The sequence below is a fragment of the Sulfitobacter geojensis genome (genome assembly GCF_000622325.1).
GTDB lineage: Bacteria > Pseudomonadota > Alphaproteobacteria > Rhodobacterales > Rhodobacteraceae > Sulfitobacter > Sulfitobacter geojensis.
The window spans coordinates 979,174-1,001,062 of record NZ_JASE01000005.1 but is presented as its reverse complement, the minus strand read 5'-3'; the positions used below and the strand labels follow the sequence as shown (position 1 = coordinate 1,001,062).

General features: G+C 56.8%; 25 protein-coding genes. 6 read left to right on the top strand and 19 right to left on the bottom strand.

The genetic code is table 11. From position 1 onward, the window contains the following. The first annotated feature begins 8 nt into the window (after nucleotides 1-8). Entirely contained in the window at nucleotides 9-1,274 is a 1,266-nt protein-coding gene (locus Z947_RS0106945; RefSeq protein ID WP_025043586.1) for an NAD(P)/FAD-dependent oxidoreductase, read from the top strand. An 81-nt stretch (nucleotides 1,275-1,355) separates the two neighbouring features. Continuing rightward, nucleotides 1,356-1,793, top strand: a complete 438-nt coding sequence (locus tag Z947_RS0106940) for a DUF302 domain-containing protein (RefSeq protein ID WP_025043585.1) — start codon at nucleotides 1,356-1,358, stop codon at nucleotides 1,791-1,793. A 3-nt stretch (nucleotides 1,794-1,796) separates the two neighbouring features. Here the strand turns inward: Z947_RS0106940 and Z947_RS0106935 are convergent, their stop codons facing one another. The 4 genes from Z947_RS0106935 to Z947_RS0106920 all read right to left on the bottom strand — a co-directional run bounded on the left by Z947_RS0106935 (nucleotide 1,797) and on the right by Z947_RS0106920 (nucleotide 6,156). After that, the gene (locus Z947_RS0106935; RefSeq protein ID WP_025043584.1) at nucleotides 1,797-2,873 is read right to left on the bottom strand and encodes a YeeE/YedE family protein; all 1,077 of its coding nucleotides are present in this window, start codon (nucleotides 2,871-2,873) and stop codon (nucleotides 1,797-1,799) included. A gap of 146 nt (nucleotides 2,874-3,019) precedes the next feature. Further along, nucleotides 3,020-3,964, bottom strand: coding sequence for an MBL fold metallo-hydrolase (locus Z947_RS0106930; protein WP_025043583.1), 945 nt, complete (start codon nucleotides 3,962-3,964; stop codon nucleotides 3,020-3,022). Nucleotides 3,965-3,966: 2 nt separating this feature from the next. After that, a complete protein-coding gene (locus Z947_RS0106925) occupies nucleotides 3,967-4,887 on the bottom strand; it encodes an MBL fold metallo-hydrolase (RefSeq protein ID WP_025043582.1) in 921 nt (306 codons plus the stop codon). Between the two features lie 81 nt (nucleotides 4,888-4,968). Beyond that, nucleotides 4,969-6,156, bottom strand: a complete 1,188-nt coding sequence (locus tag Z947_RS0106920; RefSeq protein WP_025043581.1) for an MFS transporter — start codon at nucleotides 6,154-6,156, stop codon at nucleotides 4,969-4,971. A gap of 83 nt (nucleotides 6,157-6,239) precedes the next feature. Between Z947_RS0106920 and Z947_RS0106915 the strand changes: the two genes are divergently transcribed. After that, nucleotides 6,240-7,208 carry a GlxA family transcriptional regulator gene (locus Z947_RS0106915; RefSeq protein ID WP_025043580.1) on the top strand — a complete coding sequence of 323 codons (969 nt, stop codon included), beginning with the start codon at nucleotides 6,240-6,242 and terminating at the stop codon, nucleotides 7,206-7,208. A gap of 56 nt (nucleotides 7,209-7,264) precedes the next feature. Here Z947_RS0106915 and Z947_RS0106910 read toward each other — a convergent pair whose 3' ends face one another. The 8 genes from Z947_RS0106910 to glpD form a co-directional block, all read right to left on the bottom strand. Continuing rightward, a complete protein-coding gene (locus Z947_RS0106910; protein ID WP_025043579.1) occupies nucleotides 7,265-8,986 on the bottom strand; it encodes an ABC transporter substrate-binding protein in 1,722 nt (573 codons plus the stop codon). A gap of 68 nt (nucleotides 8,987-9,054) precedes the next feature. Beyond that, a complete protein-coding gene (locus Z947_RS0106905; RefSeq protein WP_025043578.1) occupies nucleotides 9,055-9,327 on the bottom strand; it encodes a DUF2160 domain-containing protein in 273 nt (90 codons plus the stop codon). Then, a complete protein-coding gene (locus Z947_RS22040; protein ID WP_156026631.1) occupies nucleotides 9,327-9,830 on the bottom strand; it encodes a hypothetical protein in 504 nt (167 codons plus the stop codon). The genes Z947_RS0106905 and Z947_RS22040 overlap by 1 nt, the downstream gene beginning before the upstream one ends. Then, nucleotides 9,830-10,669, bottom strand: a complete 840-nt coding sequence (locus tag Z947_RS0106900; RefSeq protein ID WP_025043577.1) for a carbohydrate ABC transporter permease — start codon at nucleotides 10,667-10,669, stop codon at nucleotides 9,830-9,832. Before Z947_RS0106900 ends, Z947_RS22040 begins: the two co-directional genes overlap by 1 nt. After that, nucleotides 10,669-11,541: a carbohydrate ABC transporter permease gene (locus Z947_RS0106895; RefSeq protein ID WP_025043576.1), complete on the bottom strand. Its 873-nt coding sequence runs from the start codon at nucleotides 11,539-11,541 to the stop codon at nucleotides 10,669-10,671. The genes Z947_RS0106900 and Z947_RS0106895 overlap by 1 nt, the downstream gene beginning before the upstream one ends. Nucleotide 11,542: 1 nt before the next feature. Beyond that, complete coding sequence (locus tag Z947_RS0106890; protein ID WP_025043575.1) at nucleotides 11,543-12,622, bottom strand: ABC transporter ATP-binding protein; 1,080 nt, start codon at nucleotides 12,620-12,622, stop codon at nucleotides 11,543-11,545. A 12-nt stretch (nucleotides 12,623-12,634) separates the two neighbouring features. Next, complete coding sequence (locus Z947_RS0106885) at nucleotides 12,635-13,723, bottom strand: ABC transporter ATP-binding protein (protein WP_025043574.1); 1,089 nt, start codon at nucleotides 13,721-13,723, stop codon at nucleotides 12,635-12,637. Continuing rightward, nucleotides 13,723-15,330 carry a glycerol-3-phosphate dehydrogenase gene (gene glpD, locus Z947_RS0106880; RefSeq protein ID WP_025043573.1) on the bottom strand — a complete coding sequence of 536 codons (1,608 nt, stop codon included), beginning with the start codon at nucleotides 15,328-15,330 and terminating at the stop codon, nucleotides 13,723-13,725. Before glpD ends, Z947_RS0106885 begins: the two co-directional genes overlap by 1 nt. Nucleotides 15,331-15,624: 294 nt before the next feature. Here glpD and Z947_RS0106875 point away from each other — a divergent pair, with 294 nt between their 5' ends. The 3 genes from Z947_RS0106875 to Z947_RS0106865 are packed head-to-tail and all read left to right on the top strand — an operon-like array spanning nucleotide 15,625 to nucleotide 18,087. Further along, nucleotides 15,625-16,383 (top strand): DeoR/GlpR family DNA-binding transcription regulator, encoded by a 759-nt coding sequence (locus tag Z947_RS0106875; RefSeq protein WP_025043572.1) that lies wholly within the window; start codon nucleotides 15,625-15,627, stop codon nucleotides 16,381-16,383. A gap of 34 nt (nucleotides 16,384-16,417) precedes the next feature. Further along, nucleotides 16,418-17,284, top strand: coding sequence for a carbohydrate ABC transporter permease (locus tag Z947_RS0106870; RefSeq protein ID WP_025043571.1), 867 nt, complete (start codon nucleotides 16,418-16,420; stop codon nucleotides 17,282-17,284). Nucleotides 17,285-17,289: 5 nt separating this feature from the next. After that, a complete protein-coding gene (locus Z947_RS0106865) occupies nucleotides 17,290-18,087 on the top strand; it encodes a carbohydrate ABC transporter permease (protein ID WP_025043570.1) in 798 nt (265 codons plus the stop codon). 18 nt (nucleotides 18,088-18,105) lie between these two features. Here Z947_RS0106865 and Z947_RS0106860 read toward each other — a convergent pair whose 3' ends face one another. From Z947_RS0106860 to Z947_RS0106830, 7 genes are all read right to left on the bottom strand, one after another. Next, nucleotides 18,106-18,321: a WGR domain-containing protein gene (locus tag Z947_RS0106860; protein WP_025043569.1), complete on the bottom strand. Its 216-nt coding sequence runs from the start codon at nucleotides 18,319-18,321 to the stop codon at nucleotides 18,106-18,108. Nucleotides 18,322-18,509: 188 nt separating this feature from the next. Then, nucleotides 18,510-18,716: a cold-shock protein gene (locus Z947_RS0106855; protein ID WP_025043568.1), complete on the bottom strand. Its 207-nt coding sequence runs from the start codon at nucleotides 18,714-18,716 to the stop codon at nucleotides 18,510-18,512. A 302-nt stretch (nucleotides 18,717-19,018) separates the two neighbouring features. Beyond that, entirely contained in the window at nucleotides 19,019-19,315 is a 297-nt protein-coding gene (locus Z947_RS0106850) for a 50S ribosomal protein L23 (RefSeq protein ID WP_025043567.1), read from the bottom strand. Beyond that, nucleotides 19,312-19,929, bottom strand: coding sequence for a 50S ribosomal protein L4 (rplD, locus tag Z947_RS0106845; RefSeq protein WP_025043566.1), 618 nt, complete (start codon nucleotides 19,927-19,929; stop codon nucleotides 19,312-19,314). The genes Z947_RS0106850 and rplD overlap by 4 nt, the downstream gene beginning before the upstream one ends. Further along, complete coding sequence (gene rplC / locus Z947_RS0106840) at nucleotides 19,926-20,798, bottom strand: 50S ribosomal protein L3 (protein ID WP_037938761.1); 873 nt, start codon at nucleotides 20,796-20,798, stop codon at nucleotides 19,926-19,928. Before rplC ends, rplD begins: the two co-directional genes overlap by 4 nt. A gap of 19 nt (nucleotides 20,799-20,817) precedes the next feature. Then, nucleotides 20,818-21,135, bottom strand: coding sequence for a 30S ribosomal protein S10 (gene rpsJ, locus Z947_RS0106835; RefSeq protein WP_011567658.1), 318 nt, complete (start codon nucleotides 21,133-21,135; stop codon nucleotides 20,818-20,820). A gap of 196 nt (nucleotides 21,136-21,331) precedes the next feature. Beyond that, on the bottom strand, nucleotides 21,332-21,874 hold the full coding sequence (locus Z947_RS0106830; protein WP_156026630.1) for a hypothetical protein: 543 nt from the start codon (nucleotides 21,872-21,874) through the stop codon (nucleotides 21,332-21,334). Nucleotides 21,875-21,889 lie beyond the last annotated feature (15 nt).

The window sequence follows — 21,889 nt, the reverse complement described above, 5'->3', positions numbered from 1 at the left end:
GGAAAAACATGAAACTCAATAGACGTGTCTTTATCGGCACCAGTGCTGCCGCGGCCGCGACGCTTGCTGCACCATCCGTATTTGCCGCCGGTCACGGCAAACCGCGGGTCGTCGTTGTCGGCGGCGGCGCGGGGGGGGCAACCGCAGCGCGCTACATCGCCAAAGACAGCAAAGGCGAGATCGACGTCACGCTGATCGAACCAACGCGGATGTATTACACCTGTTTCTTCTCGAACCTCTATCTGGGTGGTTTCAAGGAAATCGATGATCTGGGTCACAGCTACGGCGGTTTGGCCGCGGGTGGCGTGAATGTCGTGCATGATTGGGCCACGGGTGTGGACCGGGATGCCAAAACTGTGGCGCTGGCCGGTGGCGGTTCGGTACCTTATGACAAACTGATCCTCTCCCCCGGTATCGACTTTGTCGATGGCGCGGTTGAAGGGTGGGATCTGTCGGCGCAAAACGCCATGCCCCACGCCTACAAGGGCGGATCACAAACCGAGCTGCTCAAGGCGCAGCTGATGGCGATGCCCGAGGGCGGCACCTTTGCCATGGTCGCACCGCCAAATCCCTACCGCTGTCCCCCCGGCCCTTATGAGCGCGTGTCGATGGTGGCGCACTACCTCAAGGCAAACAACCCGACGGCCAAGATCATTGTTGCGGACCCCAAGGCGAAGTTTTCCAAACAGGGGCTGTTTCAGGAAGGTTGGGCGAACCATTACGAAGGTATGGTCGACTGGATCGGCGAGGATTTCGGCGGCGGCAATGTATCCGTCGATCCAAACGCGATGACCGTGACCATCGACGGCGAGGAAACATCCGTCGATGTCTGTAACGTCATCCCCGCGATGAAAGCAGGACGGATTGCGGAGCTTGCAGGCGTTACAGATGGCAATTGGGCCCCGGTGAACGCGGCGGATATGTCCAGCAAAGCCGACGGTGACATCTATGTTCTTGGCGACGCGGCAAGTCAGGGCGATATGCCCAAATCCGGTTTCTCGGCCAATTCACAGGCGAAAGTCTGCGCAAATGCAGTGCGCGGTGCACTGACCGGTTCAAAGGTATTTCCGGCCAAGTTCTCCAACACCTGCTGGTCGCTGATCGACACCAATGATGGCGTCAAAGTCGGTGCTACTTACGAGGCAACAGAGGAAAAGATTGCCAAGGTTGACGGGTTTATCTCTGCCACCGGAGAAAGCGCCGACCTGCGCCGCGCGACCTATGAGGAATCCAAAGGCTGGTACGCGGGCATCACTGCGGATATGTTCGGATAACGAAAGGTGCTGCGGATTTGACACGGATCAACCCCGCAGCGCCATTATCGCGCTAAGGTTCACACATAAGGAGACGATGACATGAAATCACTTCTACTGGGTGGCGTGCTGGCCCTGATCAGCGCAGGATTTGCAGCAGCGCAAGACGGCGCGACCGTTTATGACTTTGACGGCAGTTTTGATGATGCGACTTTCAGTGTGGAAAGCGCGATTGTCGGTAAGGGGCTGGTCATTGATTATGTCAGTCACACCGGCGAGATGCTGAACCGCACCGCAGGGGACGTCGGCAGCGATGTGAAACTGTTTGAAGCGGCAGATATCTTTGTGTTCTGCTCTGCGGTTCTGTCGCGCAAAGTCATGGAAGCCGATCCGATGAACATTGCCCACTGCCCCTACGGCATTTTTGTCGCGGAACGGGAAGGCAAGGTTATGGTCGGTTATCGCAACTATCCTGAAGGCGCGATGCAAGAGGTTCAGGCCCTGCTGGATGAAATCGCACAGGAAGCGATCGGAAACTAGCGATCAGGACTGCGGGCGCGGGGCCGCCGCCCCTGCCCCGGCGCGGGCGTCCGCGACAAGCTGGGTGGCGACCGCCCCGACCCACATAGACAAAAGCGCCAGCCACGCGGTCAGGGCGAATATCGCGCCCCCCGTCATGCCTGCGCCTACAGCGCAGCCGCCGGCCAACATGCTGCCGAACCCCATCAGGACGCCCCCCACCAGATACCGTTCCATCGGCATCTGCGCCTCAAAGCGTTGTATGCGGGCCTCCCCTGTGATCACGGCCATCAGCAGCGCACCCAGAAAGACACCGGGCACGAGGCCGGAACCAAAGCTCAGCGGTAATTGGCGTTCATTGACGAACCCCATCAAAGTATCCGCCGAAGGGCCGGTAAAGGTGATGGATGAAATCGCCACCACCTCAAACGAATTCTGCGCAACCGCATAGGTGGCCACCCAACCGGCCGCAATCGTTGCGCCGACAATCACGGCGGCGCCCGTCCGGCTTTTGGCGTTTCCGCGGTAAAGTGCAAAGGCGACGGCCACCACCAGACAGCCCCCCGCGATCAAAGCAACCGTGCGCGGCAGAATGCCGATGTGCGCCAGCAGGTCACGCGACGGGCCACCACTGATTGCCCAGATCCCGCCTAGGCTTTCGCGCAAGGGCGACAGAACCCCGCGCAAGGACGCCTGTGCTGTTAGGGTCAGCACCAGTCCGGTGACAATGGCCCGCAGGTTGCCCGTGGCCGACAAAACCAGCAATCGGCTGGCGCACCCCCGCGCGAGGATCATGCCGGAGCCGAACATAAGCCCGCCTAGGATCGCGCCGGACAAGCTGCCCTGTGCTGCAATCTGGCGGGCGTTTGAAACATCCAGATACCCCGTGGCGATGGCACCTTGCACCGTAAAGACCGCCGCACTGAAGGCGACCAGCCAGATGCCAAGTCGCGGCCCCCAGATGTTGTGAGAAAACTCGACCGTGGCCGCCCGCAAACAGAACCGCGAATGCTGTGCGGCCGCCCCGAACACCATGCCGATGAACAGGGCCAGCGCGAACACGACAGCCCCATCACCGAAACGATCAATCAGATTTTCCATGGCACCTACGCTCCGCTGGGGTTGCAAATCCTTACCCTTGCCGCCCATCAAACGCTTTGACGCAGATCAACACGCCCTCGCCCATGGGCGCTGGTCAGTGGTTTGCGCGGGTGCTCATCCTGATGAACGGTTCATGGCGACCCGCGCTATTCGAACTCCATCTGCTCATAGACGCGGCCGGCGTTTTTGGTTGCCAGTTCCTCGAATGTATCGAGATGCGCGTAAGGCGTCTGGTCGACATAGAACGCATCGGCCAGATCGCCGCCCTCTTCCAGATGCGCGCCGACTTTCCCGCGCAGATAGACCAGATAGTCGCGGGTATAGCGGCGCACTTGATCCATGTTGGTGGGATGGCCGTGGCCGGGGATGACATAGGTGGCTTCGAGAGGTTCGAACGCTGTCTCCCAAGTCTCGACCCAATCAGCCGTCATCGTGTGCTCAAAGATTGGCAACATGCGTTCGTGGAATGCCATATCGCCGGAAATCACGAGGCTTTGCTGCGGCAACCAGATCACAATATCGCCGGGGCTGTGCGCGGGGCCAAGGTAGCGCGCTTCGATCTGCATCCCCCCCATTTCGACAACATACCGATCATCAAAGGTTTTTGTCGGCAGCACCACGGTGGTCTGATCGGCACGTTCCTTGAGGCGGGCCTGCGCCGCGCGCAGCGATTGACCGCCCTGCGCCTCGAACTCTTCCGCAGCTTCCACATGAGCCACGATTTCCACACCCTGCTCTGCCCAGTAAGAATTGCCCAGCATAGCGTGGCCCTGACCGTTTTCATTGAACACCAGTTTGACCGGCTGGTCGGTCATGGTTTTGATTTCCTCATGCAGCGCTTTGGCGAGCAAATACGACCCGCCCCCATTCACCACGACCACACCGTCACCCGTGATGATAAAGCTCAGGTTATTGTTATGACCCGCATTCTCATACGTGGGCGGCGCGGTGGCCCCGATGGCGGAAAAGACATGCGGGATCACTTCGACCGGTTTGGAATAGAGCAGTGAAGCGGGATATTGATCCGCTATATCTTCGCTGGCCAAGGCTGGTAGAGCGATCAAAGAACAGATCAGGGCAAGCAGTCGCATGGTTATCCCTCCTTCACAAAGGCATAGCCGGTTGATGTTTTATCGACATACCCCACACCGTTTCCGGTCAGGTGATACCCGATCACGCGGGTCTGTTCATGCGACAGCTGATCCATCAGGGACAGCCGTGTCTGCGCTGCGGTTTCGGGGTCCTGGTCTGATCCGGAATGCCACTGGGGCCGTGCGAAAGCGATGTGATCATTGCCGATGCTGTCACCCAAAATCATCACCGCTTCGCTCCCCTGCCGCACCTCAAAAGCCATATGACCGGGCGTGTGGCCAAAGCAGGCGCGGGCCGCGACGCCGGGCAGGATCTCCGCCCCATCCGTGAAAAACGTGATCTGCTGCGCGATCATATCAAGCCGGCGTTTGGCCCCGACGGCAAAAGACGCCCGCGCATCGCCGATCTGATCGACCGTGTTGGGGTTGGTCCAATAGTCCCACTCGGCCTGTCCGATCATATAGCGGGCCTGTGAAAACAACGGATCGTCAAAATCATCCAGCACACCCCACAGGTGGTCGGGATGGGCATGGGTGAATACAACGTCGGTCACATCGTCAGGCGCAACATCCAGCGCCTCGAGCGAGGCCAGCAAGTCACCGGCAGTCGGCGCGAAATCCGGTCCAGATCCAACGTCGAAAAGCACGACCCGCTCCCCTTGGCGCATCAGCGTGACGTTGCACGGCGGGGTCAGCACCTCTGCCGATTGGCCAAGGTTTTCAAGGATCGGCAACAGTTCGGCTTGCGGCATCGGGTCAAAGATAAAGCCGCCCGGCAAAGTGAGCGAGCCGTCGCTGACCACGTCAAGCTGGATATCACCCAATGCAATCCGCGCATGGGCCGGCGCGGGCATCATCATCAGGCTTTGACCAGCCACCATGCCTGCCGCCCCTGCAAGAAACTTTCGTCTTGAAACCGCCATCCCGACACCCCTCCAATAATTCTATTATTTGAATATGAAGGAAACAGGATGGTGGGGCAAGGGATATGGTTGTGCGGCTGATCAGACGGCGGCTTGACGGGCCGGCATGGCAAGCGCCCCCAAGGCGACCACAAGAACGATCAGCGCCACCACAGCCAGAACCGTCCAGCCGTATCCGGCTACGATTGCCCCTGCCGCAAAGGCACAGATTGTCGAGGCCAGCGCGACCACCGTGTCGTTGGCCCCCTGCACCACGGGTCTTTCCGCTTCGCTCACGGCACGGGTCAACATATTCGTCGCGCCAATAAAGCCAAAGTTCCACCCAAGCCCCAACAGGATGAGCGAGATGTAAAAGTGCCCGCCTGAAAGGCCGCTCAAAGCTACAAGCGCAGAGAGGATCAGCAAGGCCAGCCCCCCAAGCGCGATGTGTTGGGTGCCATAGCGCTTGATCAGGAAACCCGTGAAAAAGCTGGGGGCGAACATGGCCACCACATGCCAACGGATCACATCGCCTGACGTGGCCTCGCTAAACCCGCAGCCCACCATCGCCAGCGGCGTGGGGATCATCAGAAACACCATGATCCCCTGCGATACCGCGCCAATGGCCACAGCCTTGCGCACCGGCCCCCGCCGCAACACGCAAAGCGAGGCCAAGCGGTCGCGAAACCCCTGTTTGGTCGGAGGCGTGGTTTTCGGCATACGCACCAAGGCAAGCGGCAGCAGCCCGATCACGGAAACGACGGCAATCGCCACGTAGGCGCCCGCCAAGGGCACAGGGGCAAAAGCATCTTTGGCAATGATAAATACCTGCGGTCCGCCAAAGGCCGCCACCAACCCAGAGGTCAACATCAGCGAAATCGCCACCGGCTGCCATTCGGGGCTGACCACCTCTGCCGCCGCGAAGCGAAAGAACTGGAAACAGGCGAGTGCCGCCCCCAAAGCCAGATGCGCGAGGCAGAGCAGAAAAAAACTGCCGGTGAGCATCGCCCAGAAGCCCACCAATGCACCGATGATCGCTGCTGCAACACCAATGACAAACCCCGCCTTCCGGCCAAGCCGGCCCATCAACAAGGAGAAAGGTGCCGCAGCAAACAGGCCGGCCAATGTCTGAAGTGACGCAGGCAAGGTCGCAAGCGCCGTGCTCGGGGCCAGCATCAATCCGGCCAGCCCGCCGAGGATGATCAGCATCGGCATCGCAGCACCCAGAATTGTATTGGCTGCAAGCAGCCCCAGAAAGTTGCCGTTTCGAGCGAAGAACAGGGAGGACATGGGAAGAACTCTTTCGGAAATGGTTGACACATCAGGATGTAAAACAGATGCATTATGTCTGATATGTCAAAAGGTCGTCAAAAATGGACACCCCGGTTACAGCGCGCAATATTGACGTGCTTCTCTACGAGAATATGAACCTTCTGGATGTTGCAGGCCCTGTGCAGACTTTTAAAACCGCGCGCGTCAACACCCGCCGGAAATACAAAATGCGGTATGTCTCCCTTGACGCAAAGCCGGTCCGCAGCTGTTGCGGACTTACGTTGCAGGCCGAGGCACAGCTTGACGACGCTTCGCCCTCCAATGACCTGTTGATCCCCGGCGGCATTGGCGTGGACGCCTTGGTACCGGATCAAAGGTTACGTCGGATTGTCCAGCAACGCGCCGCACATAAAGGTGACGGTCGATTGATCTCCGTCTGCTCCGGTGCCTTGGTCCTTGCCGCTGCGGGGGTGCTCGACGGGCTTGCGGCCACGACCCATTGGTCCCGCGCTGCGGATGTTCGCAAATTCGCAGATGTCTTGTGGGATCTGGACCGGATTTGCACAACGCACAGGCGGGTCTTTACCTCTGCCGGTGTGGTCACCGGGATCGACCTTGCGCTGGCGATCATCCGCGCTGATTGCGGTGCAGCCGCTGCGTTGGACGTGGCGCGCGAACTGGTCGTGCAACTGCGCCGCACCGGCGGTCAAAGCCAATATGCCCTCCATCTGGCCGGTCAATTTTCAGCGGATGACGCCTTGGCCCGATTGATTGAACAAGTGGTGACGCACCCGCACCTGGAGTGGTCGCTGGAAATGCTGGCGGATACAGCGGGCATGAATGCTCGCACCCTGTCACGGCACTTCAAACGGGATTTACAAGTCACACCTGCCCAGTTTGTAGAACGGGTGCGGGTCGATCATGCGCGCGGATTGTTGCAGGGAAAGCTGCCATTGAAACAGGTCGCACAGGACAGCGGTTTCGGGGATCTGCAACGGATGCAGCGGGCGTTTCAACGCCGGTTTGGTGTGCGTGTCAGCGAATATCTGACCACCTTCGGGGACGTATAAATTTTGGGGAAATGGGGGGCGTCCCGGGGCCAGCGCACTGGCCCCGGATCAATGGCTTACTGCCAGGATTTGATCAGCTCGTCATAAGCGATCGTAACTGGTTCTTCGTCCTCGTTCGCCAGCTTCGCTTTGGGCGAACCGGGCTGGGACAGCCAGTACTCGGCATCTTTTTCTTCGTTCATCTTCGGACCGATATCGCCCTGAACACCGGCACGCTCCAGACGGATCAGAACTTTTTCCTGATCTGCGCAAAGTGAATCCAGTGCTTCCTGAGGTGTTTTCGCACCTGACATCGCGTCGCCAATGTTCTGCCACCACAGCTGTGCCAGCTTTGGATAGTCAGGCACGTTGGTGCCGGTTGGCGACCACTGAACGCGCGCGGGCGAACGGTAGAATTCAACCAGACCACCCAGTTTGGGCGCACGCTCGGTAAAGCTTTCGTGCTGGATCGTGGATTCACGAATGAACGTCAGACCAACATGGCTTTTCTTCACGTCGACAGTTTTCGATGTCACGAACTGGGCATAAAGCCAGGCCGCCTGAGCGCGATCAACAGGTGTTGATTTCATCAGGGTCCAGGAACCGGCATCTTGGTAGCCAATCTTGGTGCCTTCGGTCCAGTATGCACCGTGTGGCGAAGGTGCCATGCGCCACTTTGGCGTGCCATCTTCGTTCATCACAGGCAGATCAGGCTCTACGGACGCCGCAGTGAATGCGGTGTACCAGAACATCTGCTGTGCAACGTTACCCTGTGCAGGAATTGGGCCCGCTTCAGAGAACGTCATACCGGCAGCGGCGGGCGGAGAGTATTTTTCCAGCCATTCGATTGCCTTGGTCACAGCATAGACAGCTGCTGGTCCGTTGGTGGCACCACCGCGCGCAACGCAGGACCCCACAGGCTGTGAGTTTTCGTTCACACGGATGCCCCATTCGTCAACAGGCAGACCGTTGGGTTCGCCCACATCGCCGGCACCGGCCATGGACAGCCACGCGTCAGTGTAACGCCACCCCAGTGACGGGTCTTTCTTGCCGTAGTCCATGTTGCCAAAGACTTCGCCTTCAACGCCAAGACGTGACAGATCACGGCCGGTGAAGAATTCCGCAATGTCCTCGTAAGCCGTCCAGTTGACTGGCACACCCAGATCGTAGCCGTATTTCGCTTTGAAATCCGCTTTGTTCTGTTCGTCGTTGAACCAATCGTAGCGGAACCAGTAGAGGTTCGCGAACTGCTGGTCGGGCAGTTGGTACACCTTGCCATCGGGGCCGGTGGTGAAGGACAGGCCGATGAAATCTTCCAGATCAAGGTTCGGGTTTGTAACCGCCGCCCCTTCGCCGGACATCCAGTCGGTCAGGTTGCGCGCCTGTTGGTAACGCCAGTGCGTACCGATCAGGTCGGAGTCGTTGATATAGGCGTCATAGATGTTTTCGCCCGACTGCATTTGTGTTTGCAGCTTTTCAACAACGTCGCCTTCGCCGATCAGGTCATGTGTGACCTTGATGCCGGTGATCGCTTCGAATGCAGGCGCAAGCACGGTGGATTCATAGGTGTGCGTGCCGATGGTTTCGGAGACAACGTTGATCTCCATACCCTCGAACGGTTTGGCTGCGTCGACGAAAAACTGCAGTTCCGCTTCCTGATCTGCACGTGACAGCACGGACATATCGCCGATTTCACTGTCGAGAAATGCCTTAGCGGCATCCATGTCAGCAAAGGCGGGTGCGGCGAACATACATGTCGCCAGCGCAATCGCTGTGGTTCCCTTAAGTCGCAAGTTCATTCTGGTTCCTCCCTAAAATGATAGTAATGAAGGCGATCCGGTTCTTGCGTGCCGGACTGCCTTTTCGATTACACCCAGCGGAAAACCGCAATGGCGTAAAACAGACAAACAACCAACGCACCCCATTGCGGCGCATCCAGTAAGCCAAGCCATGCCAGATTGATAAAGGCAGAGCCCAGCAGCGTGATGAACAGCCGGTCACCACGTGTTGTTTCGATCCGCAAGATACCGCTGCGCGGTGCCTCGGGGAATTTGATTGCCAGCACTGTGAAAGTCACCAGCGTGGCCGCGATGATGCCGAAGAATGCGGCGGTCGGCCAAGTCCATGCCATCCAGTCCATCAGAGGTCCTCTTTTTCTACGGGCGATGCCCAACCAACAAATTTTCGATTTGAATTCCGCACATAAGCCACGACCCGAATCCAATGCCTGCTGGGTTCGAACTCCTCAGGCGGTGTCGAAATTGCAGTATACTCTTCACCTTGGGCGATCACGTTTGGCACATACCTCACAGTGTTTTCTTTATGCGGGTCACGTTCCTTCTTGAATGAAGGGCTCATCTGGGACGATTGATCATAACGCTCGATCGGCCCTATTGTATCTCTGCCCTTTAGACTTGAATGAAAACTAACATGTACACTTTGAACTACGAAAGGGCGCGAGCCAGCATTCGAAACCACAAATCCATAGTGTCGATCTCTGGTCCAGAACTCATTTGGATTGAAGACACTTACAGAAGCCTTTGGTCCCTGTAATAACCAACGAAGTGCTGCAGTTACCGCGATGATGGTTGATAACATGGCTCCATAAATCGCTACAAGATTAGCCACCGTCCACTCTGCCATCACACTCTCCCCAGGGCAAAACCCTTGGCGATGTAGTTGCGGACAAAATAGATCACCAAAGCGCCCGGCACGATCGTCAGCACACCGGCCGCGGCCAGCACGCCCCAGTCGATACCGGCAGCGCCCACAGTACGCGTCATGGTGGCGGCAATGGGTTTCGCGTTAACCGATGTCAGCGTCCGGCTGAGCAGCAGTTCCACCCATGAGAACATAAACAGGAAAAACGCGGTGACACCGATGCCAGAAGCAACCAGAGGCGTGAAAATCTTGATGAAAAACCGCGGAAAGGAATAGCCGTCGATATAGGCGGTCTCGTCAATCTCCTTGGGCACGCCGCGCATGAACCCTTCCAAGATCCAGACCGCCAGCGGCACGTTGAAAAGACAATGCGCCAAGGCGACGGCGATATGGGTGTCGAACAGGCCGACCGAACTGTAAAGCTGGAAAAACGGCAGGGCAAACACCGCAGGCGGGGCCATCCGGTTGGTCAGCAGCCAGAAGAACAAATGCTTGTCCCCCATAAAGGTGTAGCGGCTGAACGCATAGGCCGCAGGCAGCGCCACCAGCAGCGAAATCACCATGTTCATGACCACATAGGCCATCGAGTTGAGATAGCCGGTGTACCATGACGCATCCGTCAGGATCGTCAGATAGTTGTCAAACGTCAGATCACGCGGCCACAGGGTAAAGGTGTTCAGGATCTCTGAATTGGTTTTCAGGCTCATCATCACCAGCCAGTAAATTGGCAGGAGCAAGAACAAGAGGTACAGCCCCATCACCACAACATTGCCTTTGATACGGGGCATACGGCGGGCTTGGGTTTGGGCGACATCAGACATCAGTGGCCATCCCTTTTATCAAGGTTCGTCATCACGGTGTAGAACACGTAAGACACCAGCAAAATCACCAGATAATACATGATCGAGAATGCAGCGGCGGGGCCAAGGTCGAACTGTCCCAGCGCCATCTTGACCAGATCAATCGACAGGAAGGTGGTCGAGTTGCCGGGTCCGCCGCCAGTCACCACAAATGGCTCAGTGTAGATCATAAAGCTGTCCATGAACCGCAACAGGATCGCGATCATCAGCACGCCCATGATTTTGGGCAGCTCAATGAAACGGAACACTTTCCAGCGGCTGGCTTGGTCGATTTTGGCCGCTTGGTAATAGGCGTCGGGAATGGATTGCAGGCCGGCATAGGCCAACAGCGCGACCAGCGATGTCCAGTGCCAGACATCCATCACAATGACGGTAATCCACGCGGCATAGAAATCTTGGGTATAGTTATAATCAATGCCCAAAGCAGCGAGCGTATAGCCCAACAGGCCGATATCGACGCGCCCGAAAATCTGCCAAATCGTGCCGACCACATTCCACGGAATCAACAGCGGCAGCGACATCAACACCAGACAGAGCGACGCCCAGAAGCCCGATTTGGGCATATTCAGCGCAACAAAGATTCCCAGCGGAATTTCGATGGCAAGGATGATCGCCGAGAACGTAATCTGACGCCCGAGCGCATTCCACATCCGCTCAGATGCCAGCATTTCCTCGAACCACTCAAGGCCCGCCCAGAAGAACTGGTTGTTGCCGAACGTGTCTTGCACCGAATAATTTACAACTGTCATCAGGGGGATAACAGCCGAAAAGGCGACCAGCACGAGAACCGGCAGGATCAGGAACCATGCCTTTTGATTGACGGTCTTGTTCATATCAAGCCCCCTTTGGCGCGACGCGCCAGCTGTCGGAATAAACGTTCACACCCGCCGGATCGAAAACCACACGGTTCATATCGGGTGAAATCTCGGCCCCTTCGGGGGCAAGGACGTTCACCTCGGTTCCGTTGAAATCGGCGCGCACAATCTTGTGGCGGCCTACATCTTCGACACGTTTGATGGTGACCGGCAGCCCCTGATCCCCCGTCGCAAGTGACGTGAATTCCGGACGCACGCCCAGTTCAACCTTGCCTGACAGCGGGCCAAACCCTTTGCCCAGATTGATCTGGGTCCCTGCCAGCACCGCCTTGTCGCCGTTCACTTCTGCATCCAGCACATTCATGCCGGGCGAGCCGATGAAGTAACCGACAAAGGTATGTTCCGGCGTTTCAAACAATTCCTGCGGCGTGCCCATCTGCACAACGCGGCCATCATACATCACCACCACCTTATCGGCAAAGGTCAGCGCCTCGGTCTGGTCATGGGTCACATAGATCATCGTGTGGCCAAATTCGTGATGCAGGGATTTCAGCTGTGTGCGCAGTTCCCATTTCATATGCGGGTCAATCACTGTCAGCGGCTCATCAAACAGCAAGGCGTTCACGTCTTCGCGCACCATGCCACGGCCCAGCGAGATTTTCTGCTTCGCATCCGCCGTCAACCCGCGCGCCTTGTGGTTCAGCGTGTCTTCCATGCCGATCATCGCGGCGATCTGTTGCACGCGTTCTTTGGTATAGGCCGGATCAGCCCCGCGGTTGCGCAGCGGGAACGCCAGATTATCGCGCACCGTCATCGTGTCATAGACCACCGGAAACTGGAACACCTGCGCGATGTTGCGCTCGGTTGTGGGGGCCATTGTCACGTCTTGGTCGTTAAACAGGATACGGCCCTGCGACGGGTGCAGCAGACCGGAAATGATGTTCAGCAACGTGGATTTGCCACAGCCCGACGCACCCAGCAGCGCATAGGCTTCGCCGTCCACCCAATCGTGGTTCAGCTCCTTCAGCGCGAAATCGTCTTCGCCCTTGGGGTTGGGCAGATAGGAATGTGCCAGATTTTCGAGGGTGATTTTTGCCATGACCGTTCTCCCTCAGGCCGCCGTCGCATAAGACGCAGGCGCAACCGATGTGCCGTCTTGTGCAAAAATGTAGACATGTTTCGGGTCAAGATAGACCTGAAGCGGCGCACCAATTTCCAGGTTCTTCACCCCGTGGATCAGACCCACCCAAGTGTCGCCGTGATGATCAAGGTGCACAAAGGTTTCCGAGCCGGTGATTTCCGTCACCTGCAAGGTCGCGTTGAACGTCATACCGTCAGTGCCTGTGTGATCCAGTTCAAGGTGGTTGGGCCGGAAACCGGCAAGATACACACCGTCGGCCAGCCCCGCAAACGCCCCCAAGGCCGGCGCGCTTTGCCCGTCCCCGAAGGACAGGGTATCGCCAGATTTGCGCACTTGCAGAAAGTTCATCGGCGGGTCGGAAAACACCCGCGCCGTTGTCGCATCAACCGGCTGGCGGTACACCACGGGCGTTTTGTCAAACTGGGTGATCCGCCCTTCCCACATGGTGGCCGTGTTACCACCGAGTAGCAGCGCCTCTTCCGGCTCTGTGGTGGCATAAACAAAGATTGAACCGGCTTCTTCAAAAATCTTGGGGATCTCGGCGCGCAATTCTTCGCGTAGTTTGTAATCAAGGTTCGCCAGTGGTTCATCCAGCAACACCAGACCCGCGTCTTTCACCAAAGCGCGCGCGAGCGCACAGCGCTGCTGCTGACCACCGGAAAGCTCCAGCGGTTTGCGATCCAGAAACGGGGAAAGCTTCATCAGATCCGCGGCAGTGCGCACAGCCTTGTCGATTTCATCCGCCGTTTTGCCCAGCAGGCGCATCGGGCTGGCGATATTGTCATAAACGCTCATCGAGGGGTAGTTGATGAATTGCTGATATACCATCGCAACGCCCCGGTCCTGCACGCGCATGCCGGTCACGTCCTTGCCATCCCAGAAAATCTTGCCACTGGTGGGGACATCCAACCCGGCCATCAGGCGCATCAGCGACGTCTTGCCCGCTGACGTCGGCCCAAGCAACACGTTCATCGTACCCGAGGACAGTTCAAGGTCAGTGGGGTAAATCAAGGTCTGACCGTTCAAAACGGTGGACACGTTTTCAAGGACAAGTGACATTACGCCTCCCCGGTTTCTGATTGACGGGCAACGCCCAAAGCTTGCGCCATCCAGTCATCCAGTAGTTTGATTTCCTGCGCCGTCATGCGCAGACCCAGCTTGGAGCGGCGCCAAACGATGTCTTCCGCGCGGCGGGCAAATTCCTTTTCAACCAGCCAGAGCACTTCGAATTCTGTCAGGTTGGATCCAAAGCTCTGCCCCAGATCTTGTGCCGTTTTCGCCTCGCCCAGCACCTCGAACGCATCCTTGCCGTAGGCCTTGATCAAACGGGTGGCCCAAGCTGTATCCAGAAACGGGTATTGCGCCTGAAGCTGCGCGATCAATGCGGCAACCCCGTCGACAGGGAAATCCCCGCCCGGCAAAGGCACCCCAGCGGTCCAGGGTTTGTCGTCTTTGGAAAAGAACGGTGTGATTTTTTCCAAAGCGCTTTCGGCCAACCGGCGATAGGTGGTGATCTTGCCGCCGAACACGTTCAGTATCGGCGCACCTGCTGATTGGTCCAGTGTCAGAACATAGTCACGCGTCGCCGCAGTGGCCGAGGTTGCGCCGTCATCATACAGCGGGCGCACACCGGAATAGGTCCAAACGATGTCGTCTTTGCTGACCGGTGTTTTCAAGTATTTCGACGCAAATTCGATCAGGTAATCCTGTTCTTCAGGTGTGCAGACAGGTTTCGTTGCGACGTCCGTGTGTTCCGCATCGGTGGTGCCGATCAGGGTAAAATCGTTCTCGTAAGGGATCGTGAAAATGATCCGCCCGTCTGTGCCCTGAAAGAAATAGCATTTGTCGTGATCATAAAGCTTGCGGGTCACGATGTGACTGCCCCGCACCAAACGCACGCCTTCGGATGAATTGATGCGCACTGCGTTGCGAATGACGTTTTCGACCCATGGCCCACCTGCGTTGACCAACATGCGTGCCATCACGACACGCTGCGCGCCGGTGTCTGTGTCTTCAAGCGTGATCTGCCAAATGCCGTCGACCTGCTGGGCCGATACAACTTTGGTGCGCACGTTGATCTTTGCGCCGCGATCCTGCGCATCGCGTGCGTTCAGCGCCACCAGACGGCTGTCTTCGATCCAGCAATCCGAGTATTCATACGCTTTTTCAAACCGGTCTTGCAGCGGCGCGCCTTCGGCCGTGCCGGACAGGTTGATCGATGTCGTCCCCTTGAGGATTTTGCGCCCGCCCAGATTATCATACATGAACAGACCAAGGCGCACGAGCCACGCAGGGCGACGCCCGCGCATCCAGGGCATGACAAAACTCAGGACTTTGGATGTTGGCGTGTCGCCCTCAAACCGCATGTCCTTGTGATAGGGCAGGACAAAACGCATCGGCCATGAAATATGCGGCATTGCCCGCAGCAAGGTTTCACGTTCAATCAACGCCTCGCGCACAAGGCGGATTTCCCAGTATTCAAGATAGCGCAGCCCGCCGTGAAACAGCTTGGTTGACGCTGATGAGGTGGCAGAGGCCAGATCGTTCATTTCGGCCAGCTCGACACTTAATCCACGTCCGACCGCATCGCGCGCAATGCCGCATCCGTTGATGCCGCCGCCGATGACAAACAGGTCTACGATGTCGTGGTTTTCACGCTGATCCAATGAAGCCCCCCCGCGTTCACCTTGCGCTGTTCACTTGCTGACAACGCTAGGGGCCAAACAACACCACATCCGGCAATATGGCAATAACGAATGTTCGTTTATGTTCCTTTTAGGACAAGCTGCTGAAAATGATGGGAGTTTTCTTTCGCCTTCCTGCAAATAGGCCGCGTTTTAGCAAGGCATTCGAATCGCGGCCTTGACGATTTGGGCGGACTGTTGATTGATACCTGCCATAGAATACGGCGCAGCGCCCCGCACAAACGGGCCGCGCATGCAAAAATCAGAGAGCACACGATGGTCGCAAATTTCAGGCAAAAAGAGATCCTTGATCTGGCCCGTAAGGACGGCAAGGTCACTGTGGACGGGCTGGCCGAATTTTACGACGTTACCGTGCAAACCATCCGGCGCGACCTGTCTGATCTGGCGCAAAGTGGTCGGCTTGAACGGGTACATGGCGGCGCGGTGATCCCGTCAGGTGTGGTCAATATTGTCTATGAGGAACGCCGCCGGCTGAACGAAGGGGGCAAGAAATCCATCGCGCTGGCCTGTGCGCAGGCGATACCGGACGGGGCCTCCGTCTTTATGAACATCGGCACCAGTACGGAAGCCGTTGCGCGCGAATTGCTGGATCACGAAAACCTGCTGGTGGTGACGAACAACCTGAACATCGCGAATATTCTGGCCCAAAACCACAGCTGCGAAATCATTCTGGCCGGGGGCGTGTTGCGCCGTGCGGATGGCGGGATTGTCGGCGGGCTGACCGTCGATATGGTCAAACAATTCAAGTTTGATTATTCCGTCCTGGGGTGCTCCGCGATTGATGCCGACGGTGATTTGCTGGACTTTGACGGGCAGGAAGTCATGGTTAGCAGCACCGCCATCGGACGCTCGCGCAAGGTGATGATCGTGGCCGACCAACACAAGTTTACCCGCAAGGCACCGCTGACCATCTGTTCCCTGCGTGATGTCGATATTTTGTTCACCGATGGTAAACTTGCCCCTGCCCTAAGCGCAAATTGCGAAAGTTGGGGCACTCAGGTGGTGACGTCGTGACTCCTGCGATCTTACAGATGTGTCTCTTGCGTCCATGAAAACCCAAGACCGTTCAGGTTGGGTGTTCGTGGCACCTGCGATGGTGATTATGGGGCTGGTCGGTCTTGTTCCCTTGCTGACCGTGGTGAACTATTCCTTCTTTGAAATCTTCATTCTGGAGTCGCGGTTCTGGGTCGGACTGGAGTGGTACACAGAGATCATCCGCGCTCCGCGTTTCTGGTCAAGCTTTGGCCGCAGCACCCTGTTCAGCGCGCTGATCCTGTTGATCCAGATCCCATTGGGCATCGCCATCGCCCTGTGCATTCCGCACGGTAAATTCTGGGTCGGGATCACACTTGCCCTCGTTGCCCTGCCGCTGCTGGTGCCATGGAACATGATCCCGTCACTTTGGCTCAGCCTGCTCAACCCCGAGACAGGTATCTTGGGCCGGATCTTGCCAAACCTCGGATGGCCCGACGACTGGAAGCTTTCTGCGCCCCATACATGGGCGGTGATCGTTGCAATGGATGTCTGGCATTGGACCAGCCTTGTGGTGATCCTGTGCTACAGTGCGCTGACCACCATTCCCGCAGCCTATTATCAGGCCGCTGCCATCGACGGGGCCAGCCCGTGGCAGGTGTTTCGCCACATCCAGCTGCCGCGCCTGTTGAACGTGTTGCTGATGGCAATCCTGCTCAGGTTCATGGATTCCTTTATGATCTACACAGAGGCGTTTCCGATCAACGCGGGCGGGCCGGATGGTGCAACGCTGTTTCTGGCCGTGGATCTGGGGGAGGAAATCAAAGCCTTTAACTACGGCCCCTCCGCTGCGCGCTCTGTCATCTACTTCCTGATCATCGTCAGCGTCGCATGGCTGTTCAGCAAGGCGCAGGGCAAGCTAGATCGCGCAGGTGCCACGTGAACGGGATGGCCAGATATCTTGGTGCGATCAAAACCGTGACATTGCTCGCTTTTCTCGGCTTCACCTTTCTGCCGCTGGTGCAGATGACGCTGATCAGCTTTGTTGCGACATTGCCCACCACTTCCGTCGAGGTCGGCTCCTTTACCCTGCACAACTACGCAGGGATCTGGAGCGACCCAGCCTTGCGTTCAGCCTTTGTCAATTCCATCGCCTATGTGTTGATCAATATCTGCATCACCGTGCCGGTCGCCATCCCCGCCGCCTATGCGTTTTCGCGCATGTCCTTTGCTGGCGACACCCATCTGTTCCTTGCGTTCATCGCGTTTCGCATTACCCCGCCGGTTGTGCTGACCCTGCCGATCTTCCAGTTGTTCTCGGCGCTTGGCATTGTGAATTCGGTATTTGGAATCGCGCTGGCGCATTGCCTGTTTAACCTGCCGGTTTCAATTTGGGTGCTGCAAGGCTTCATCTCGGCCATCCCCAAAGAGATGGACGAAACCGCATTTCTTGACGGCTATTCGCGTCCCCGCTTCATCTGGGGAATCCTGTTGCCACAGATCGCACCGGGCATCGCGGTCACCGCCTTCTTTTGCTTCATGTTTTCTTGGGTCGAAGTCGTTTTCGCCCGCATCCTGACCACCACAAATGGCAAACCGATCAGCATGGCGTTGAACGCATTGTTCGGATTTCAAACCGACATCGGACTGGTGATGGCCGTCACAGTGGCATCCATGCTGCCCGGCGCGGTATTGCTGTTTGCCATGCGCAACCATTTGTCGCGCGGCTTTCGCATCGGCGGCTAGAACAGGCGCATGGGACAATCAGTCGTAACCGACTTTGGCCTTTTTCATGTGCAATTCGAACCGTGCATCTTTGGCTTCGGCTTCGTCATCAAACCAGTCTGTACGCGACTGCCCCGTACTGCCGACACGCCCCCATTCACGCACCAATGCCCAGTCGCCAAACAGTCCGGGCAGCAAATCAATACGGTAGAAACGACAGTTGGTGGAGGATTTGTCGAGTTGAGTCAGATACATACCGTCTTCGCCATAACAAGATAGAACTAGAACTTTACGATACCAAGCCGAATCACCGATGTCTTTAGGAAGATGCGTATTTCGGTCGAAAAAGTCGCGAACCTTGCGGCAGCACGAAAAAGGGCGCAGCTGAATGCCACGCCCCTTCCTGAAATCTTACATCATCGCCTTGAAAAGGCGCGGCTCGCTTATGCCAGCTGGATGTTTGTCGCGCTCTCGCGGCCGTCGCGGCCTGCTTCGATGTCGAAAGTAACTTTCTGATCATCGGACAGACCTGTCAGGCCTGCTTGCTCGACTGCAGAGATGTGTACGAAAACATCTTTGCTGCCGCCTTCGGGCGCGATAAAGCCGAAGCCTTTAGTTAAGTTGAACCATTTGACTGTGCCATTGGCCATGTCATTATTCCTTAATATGCTGCCCGCAGGATGCGGCAGGTCGGCTAAGTCCGTAGATAGATCGTATGACTGAGCCGTAAGGAGCAGTAATGCCGATAGATATAATAACGTCGCACCGCCCACATGCGCCTTTATTACCTATATAGCAAGCACCATTCCTGCCGCGCCTTAACTGTCTTGCGAATATTGCCCCGCCACCGTTCAACCTGATGGGGCGGCCTTGCCCAAGTCACTGGCATACGGCAAAGAAAAAGGCCCCCCGCATCTGCGGAGGGCCTTTCAAAAAAACGATAACGCTGGGCTTACAGGCCCGTGGATACGTCGATCGTGTTGCCTTCTTCAAGCGTCACATAGGCCTTTTTTACGTCCTTGCGGCGACCGATCTGGCCCCGGAAACGCTTGACCTTGCCTTTGGTGACGGTCGTGTTCACGGCCTTCACCTTGACACCAAAGAGCGCTTCAACAGCTTCTTTGATCATTGGCTTGTTGCTATCGATTGCCACTTCAAAAACAACGGCATTGTTCTCGGATGCCATGGTTGCTTTTTCAGTGATGATCGGTTTGCGGATCACGTCATAGTGGTTGTGCTTGGCGCTCATTTCAAACGGGCCTCCAATGCTTCGATGCCCGCCTTCGTGATCACCAAAGTGTCACGCTTGAGGATATCATATACGTTAGCGCCCATTGTCGGCAGGATGTCCAAACCTTCAATGTTGCGCGCGGCTTGCAGGAAGTTTTCGTTGACGGTTGCGCCGTCAATGATCAACGCCCGCTTCCAACCGAGGTTGGAGACCTGCTTGGCCAATGCTGCTGTTTTACCTTCGGATGTTGCATCCTCGATAATCACCAGCTCGCCCGCTTTCATCTTTGCAGACAGCGCGTGACGCAGACCCAGCTTGCGGAACTTCTTGGTCAGCTCGTGACCGTGAGAACGCACAACCGGCCCCTTGTAAACACCACCCCCGCGGAAGATCGGCGCAGAACGTGCACCGTGACGTGCGCCGCCGGTACCTTTCTGACGATAGATCTTCTTGGTAGAGTAGCTCACTTCGGAGCGCGTCTTGACCTTGTGTGTACCGGCCTGCGCGTTGTTGCGCTGCCAGCGGACAACGCGGTGCAGGATGTCGGCGCGTGGCTCGAGGCCGAACAGGGCCTCGTCCAGGTCTACCGATCCGGCTTTGGCGCCGTCGAGTTTGATGACATCGAGTTTCATGCGTCACCTTCTTTCTTGTCTGCGTCAGCGGCAGGTGCATCGGCACCTTCTGCGGCGATCTCTGCTTCGGCTGCTTTCAGCGCTTCTGCTTCGGCTGCTGCCTGCTCTTCAGCAAGACGTGCGGCTTCTGCTTCGGCTTCTGCGGCTGCGGCGGCGGCTGCTTCTTCAGCGGCTTTCGCGGCTTCACGTGCGGCAGATGCCAATGCGGCTGGAACAATCGCATTCTCGGGGAACGGCTTTTTCACCGCGTCCTTAACAGTCACCCAACCACCCTTGGAGCCGGGAACCGCGCCTTTGACCATGATCAGACCACGTGCTGTGTCGGTTTTCACGATTTCAAGGTTCTGCGTTGTCACGCGGGCAGCACCCATGTGACCGGCCATTTTCTTGCCTTTGAAAACCTTACCGGGATCCTGACACTGGCCTGTAGAACCGTGCGAACGGTGAGAGATGGAAACACCGTGTGTCGCGCGCAAACCGCCAAAGTTGTGACGCTTCATCGCACCGGCAAAACCTTTACCGATCGACGTGCCTGCAACATCAACATACTGACCTGCGAAATAGTGATCCGCAATGATCTCTTCGCCAACGTCGAGCATGGCATCCGCATCAATGCGGAATTCTGCAACTTTACGCTTTGGTTCAACCTTTGCTGCTGCAAAGTGGCCGCGCATCGCCTGAGACGTGCGTTTTGCCTTTGCCGTACCGGCACCGAGCTGAACAGCAACATAGCCGTCCTTTTCGATGGTACGCTGTGCAACAACCTGAAGGTTATCGAGATGAAGAACGGTTACAGGAATCTGCTTGCCGTCTTCCATGAACAGCCGGGTCATGCCCAACTTTTTTGCAATAACGCCTGAGCGCAACATAACAATTACCCTCCTACGTTTATGACTGCAGCTTGATCTCGACGTCCACACCAGCGGCGAGGTCGAGCTTCATCAGCGCGTCAACGGTCTGGGGGGTCGGATCAACGATATCCAGCAGACGCTTGTGCGTGCGGATTTCGAACTGGTCACGGGATTTCTTGTCGACGTGCGGGCCACGCAGAACGGTGAACTTTTCGATCTTGTTCGGCAGCGGAATCGGGCCACGAACAGATGCGCCGGTACGCTTGGCGGTGTTGACGATTTCTTGTGTGGAAGTGTCCAGCACGCGGTAATCAAACGCCTTCAACCGGATGCGGATATTTTGGCTTTGTGCCATGTATATATCATCCCTAAATCAGGGCTTTAACGGATTGGAGGATGTCGGCTCATCCGGCACCCTCTTCGCGTCTTATGTGTAACACGGGCAAGGCCGCGTGTTGAACGCGGCCTTGGTGTTGGGGCTGCTATAGGGGGAGTCGGTGTGGGTGGCAAGAGGGTTTTTTATGCGACTTCTCTTCTGAAATAGGTCAGGTTCAGAACCCTATTTCCTTCAGGCGCAGCGTCACGTCAGTAACGTCCTCATCTGATCTCAAAGTTTCATCATACATCAATCGATAAGAATTCGTGTACTGATTAAACTTGGCTTTTCGAACGACAACATCCACAGGGATAAGTGATGCGACGACTACGCGATATTGTCTATCGAACAGCACCGCTGCAAGAACGTCGAAACCGGCAAGATCACGAATAGCGCCAAGCTGCTCATTTCCGCCGGAACGAGACAATCGCCTCGCCTTTATCTGGATCCTCGATCCACCGGAATTTGCATCGAACCCTTTCTGAGATCGTGTTGCCGGTTTCCAGCCAAACGCCTTGATGAAAGCGTGTTCGGCAAGGTCCCCCGTCAAACTATTACCCGACTTCAACACACCACGCGCTCTAAACTCATCCTGAACAGCAACAAATGTAGAGAGTAGGTCGGCGGTCGATACTTCACCAAGCTGCAAACGCTGTTCCTGCGGAGAAACAACGCAGGGAATAAGCAGGCCAAAAAGAAAGACGATTGTAAACTTCATTCCCCAATCTTCGGC

Bases quoted from the DNA above. Each gene is read 5' to 3' on its own strand.
- Z947_RS0106855 (WP_025043568.1), bottom strand. From the start codon at position 18,716: ATGGCCAATGGCACAGTCAAATGGTTCAACTTAACTAAAGGCTTCGGC.
- Z947_RS0106850 (WP_025043567.1), bottom strand. From the start codon at position 19,315: ATGAGCGCCAAGCACAACCACTATGACGTGATCCGCAAACCGATCATC.
- Z947_RS0106945 (WP_025043586.1), top strand. From the start codon at position 9: ATGAAACTCAATAGACGTGTCTTTATCGGCACCAGTGCTGCCGCGGCC.
- Z947_RS0106895 (WP_025043576.1), bottom strand. From the start codon at position 11,541: ATGAACAAGACCGTCAATCAAAAGGCATGGTTCCTGATCCTGCCGGTT.
- rplC (WP_037938761.1), bottom strand. From the start codon at position 20,798: ATGTTGCGCTCAGGCGTTATTGCAAAAAAGTTGGGCATGACCCGGCTG.
- Z947_RS22040 (WP_156026631.1), bottom strand. From the start codon at position 9,830: ATGGCAGAGTGGACGGTGGCTAATCTTGTAGCGATTTATGGAGCCATG.
- rpsJ (WP_011567658.1), bottom strand. From the start codon at position 21,135: ATGGCACAAAGCCAAAATATCCGCATCCGGTTGAAGGCGTTTGATTAC.
- Z947_RS0106930 (WP_025043583.1), bottom strand. From the start codon at position 3,964: ATGCGACTGCTTGCCCTGATCTGTTCTTTGATCGCTCTACCAGCCTTG.
- Z947_RS0106885 (WP_025043574.1), bottom strand. From the start codon at position 13,723: ATGTCACTTGTCCTTGAAAACGTGTCCACCGTTTTGAACGGTCAGACC.
- Z947_RS0106890 (WP_025043575.1), bottom strand. From the start codon at position 12,622: ATGGCAAAAATCACCCTCGAAAATCTGGCACATTCCTATCTGCCCAAC.
- Z947_RS0106925 (WP_025043582.1), bottom strand. From the start codon at position 4,887: ATGGCGGTTTCAAGACGAAAGTTTCTTGCAGGGGCGGCAGGCATGGTG.
- Z947_RS0106940 (WP_025043585.1), top strand. From the start codon at position 1,356: ATGAAATCACTTCTACTGGGTGGCGTGCTGGCCCTGATCAGCGCAGGA.
- Z947_RS0106910 (WP_025043579.1), bottom strand. From the start codon at position 8,986: ATGAACTTGCGACTTAAGGGAACCACAGCGATTGCGCTGGCGACATGT.
- Z947_RS0106865 (WP_025043570.1), top strand. From the start codon at position 17,290: ATGGCCAGATATCTTGGTGCGATCAAAACCGTGACATTGCTCGCTTTT.
- Z947_RS0106900 (WP_025043577.1), bottom strand. From the start codon at position 10,669: ATGTCTGATGTCGCCCAAACCCAAGCCCGCCGTATGCCCCGTATCAAA.
- Z947_RS0106905 (WP_025043578.1), bottom strand. From the start codon at position 9,327: ATGGACTGGATGGCATGGACTTGGCCGACCGCCGCATTCTTCGGCATC.
- Z947_RS0106920 (WP_025043581.1), bottom strand. From the start codon at position 6,156: ATGTCCTCCCTGTTCTTCGCTCGAAACGGCAACTTTCTGGGGCTGCTT.
- Z947_RS0106935 (WP_025043584.1), bottom strand. From the start codon at position 2,873: ATGGAAAATCTGATTGATCGTTTCGGTGATGGGGCTGTCGTGTTCGCG.
- Z947_RS0106875 (WP_025043572.1), top strand. From the start codon at position 15,625: ATGGTCGCAAATTTCAGGCAAAAAGAGATCCTTGATCTGGCCCGTAAG.
- rplD (WP_025043566.1), bottom strand. From the start codon at position 19,929: ATGAAACTCGATGTCATCAAACTCGACGGCGCCAAAGCCGGATCGGTA.
- Z947_RS0106870 (WP_025043571.1), top strand. From the start codon at position 16,418: ATGAAAACCCAAGACCGTTCAGGTTGGGTGTTCGTGGCACCTGCGATG.
- Z947_RS0106830 (WP_156026630.1), bottom strand. From the start codon at position 21,874: ATGAAGTTTACAATCGTCTTTCTTTTTGGCCTGCTTATTCCCTGCGTT.
- Z947_RS0106860 (WP_025043569.1), bottom strand. From the start codon at position 18,321: ATGTATCTGACTCAACTCGACAAATCCTCCACCAACTGTCGTTTCTAC.
- Z947_RS0106915 (WP_025043580.1), top strand. From the start codon at position 6,240: ATGGACACCCCGGTTACAGCGCGCAATATTGACGTGCTTCTCTACGAG.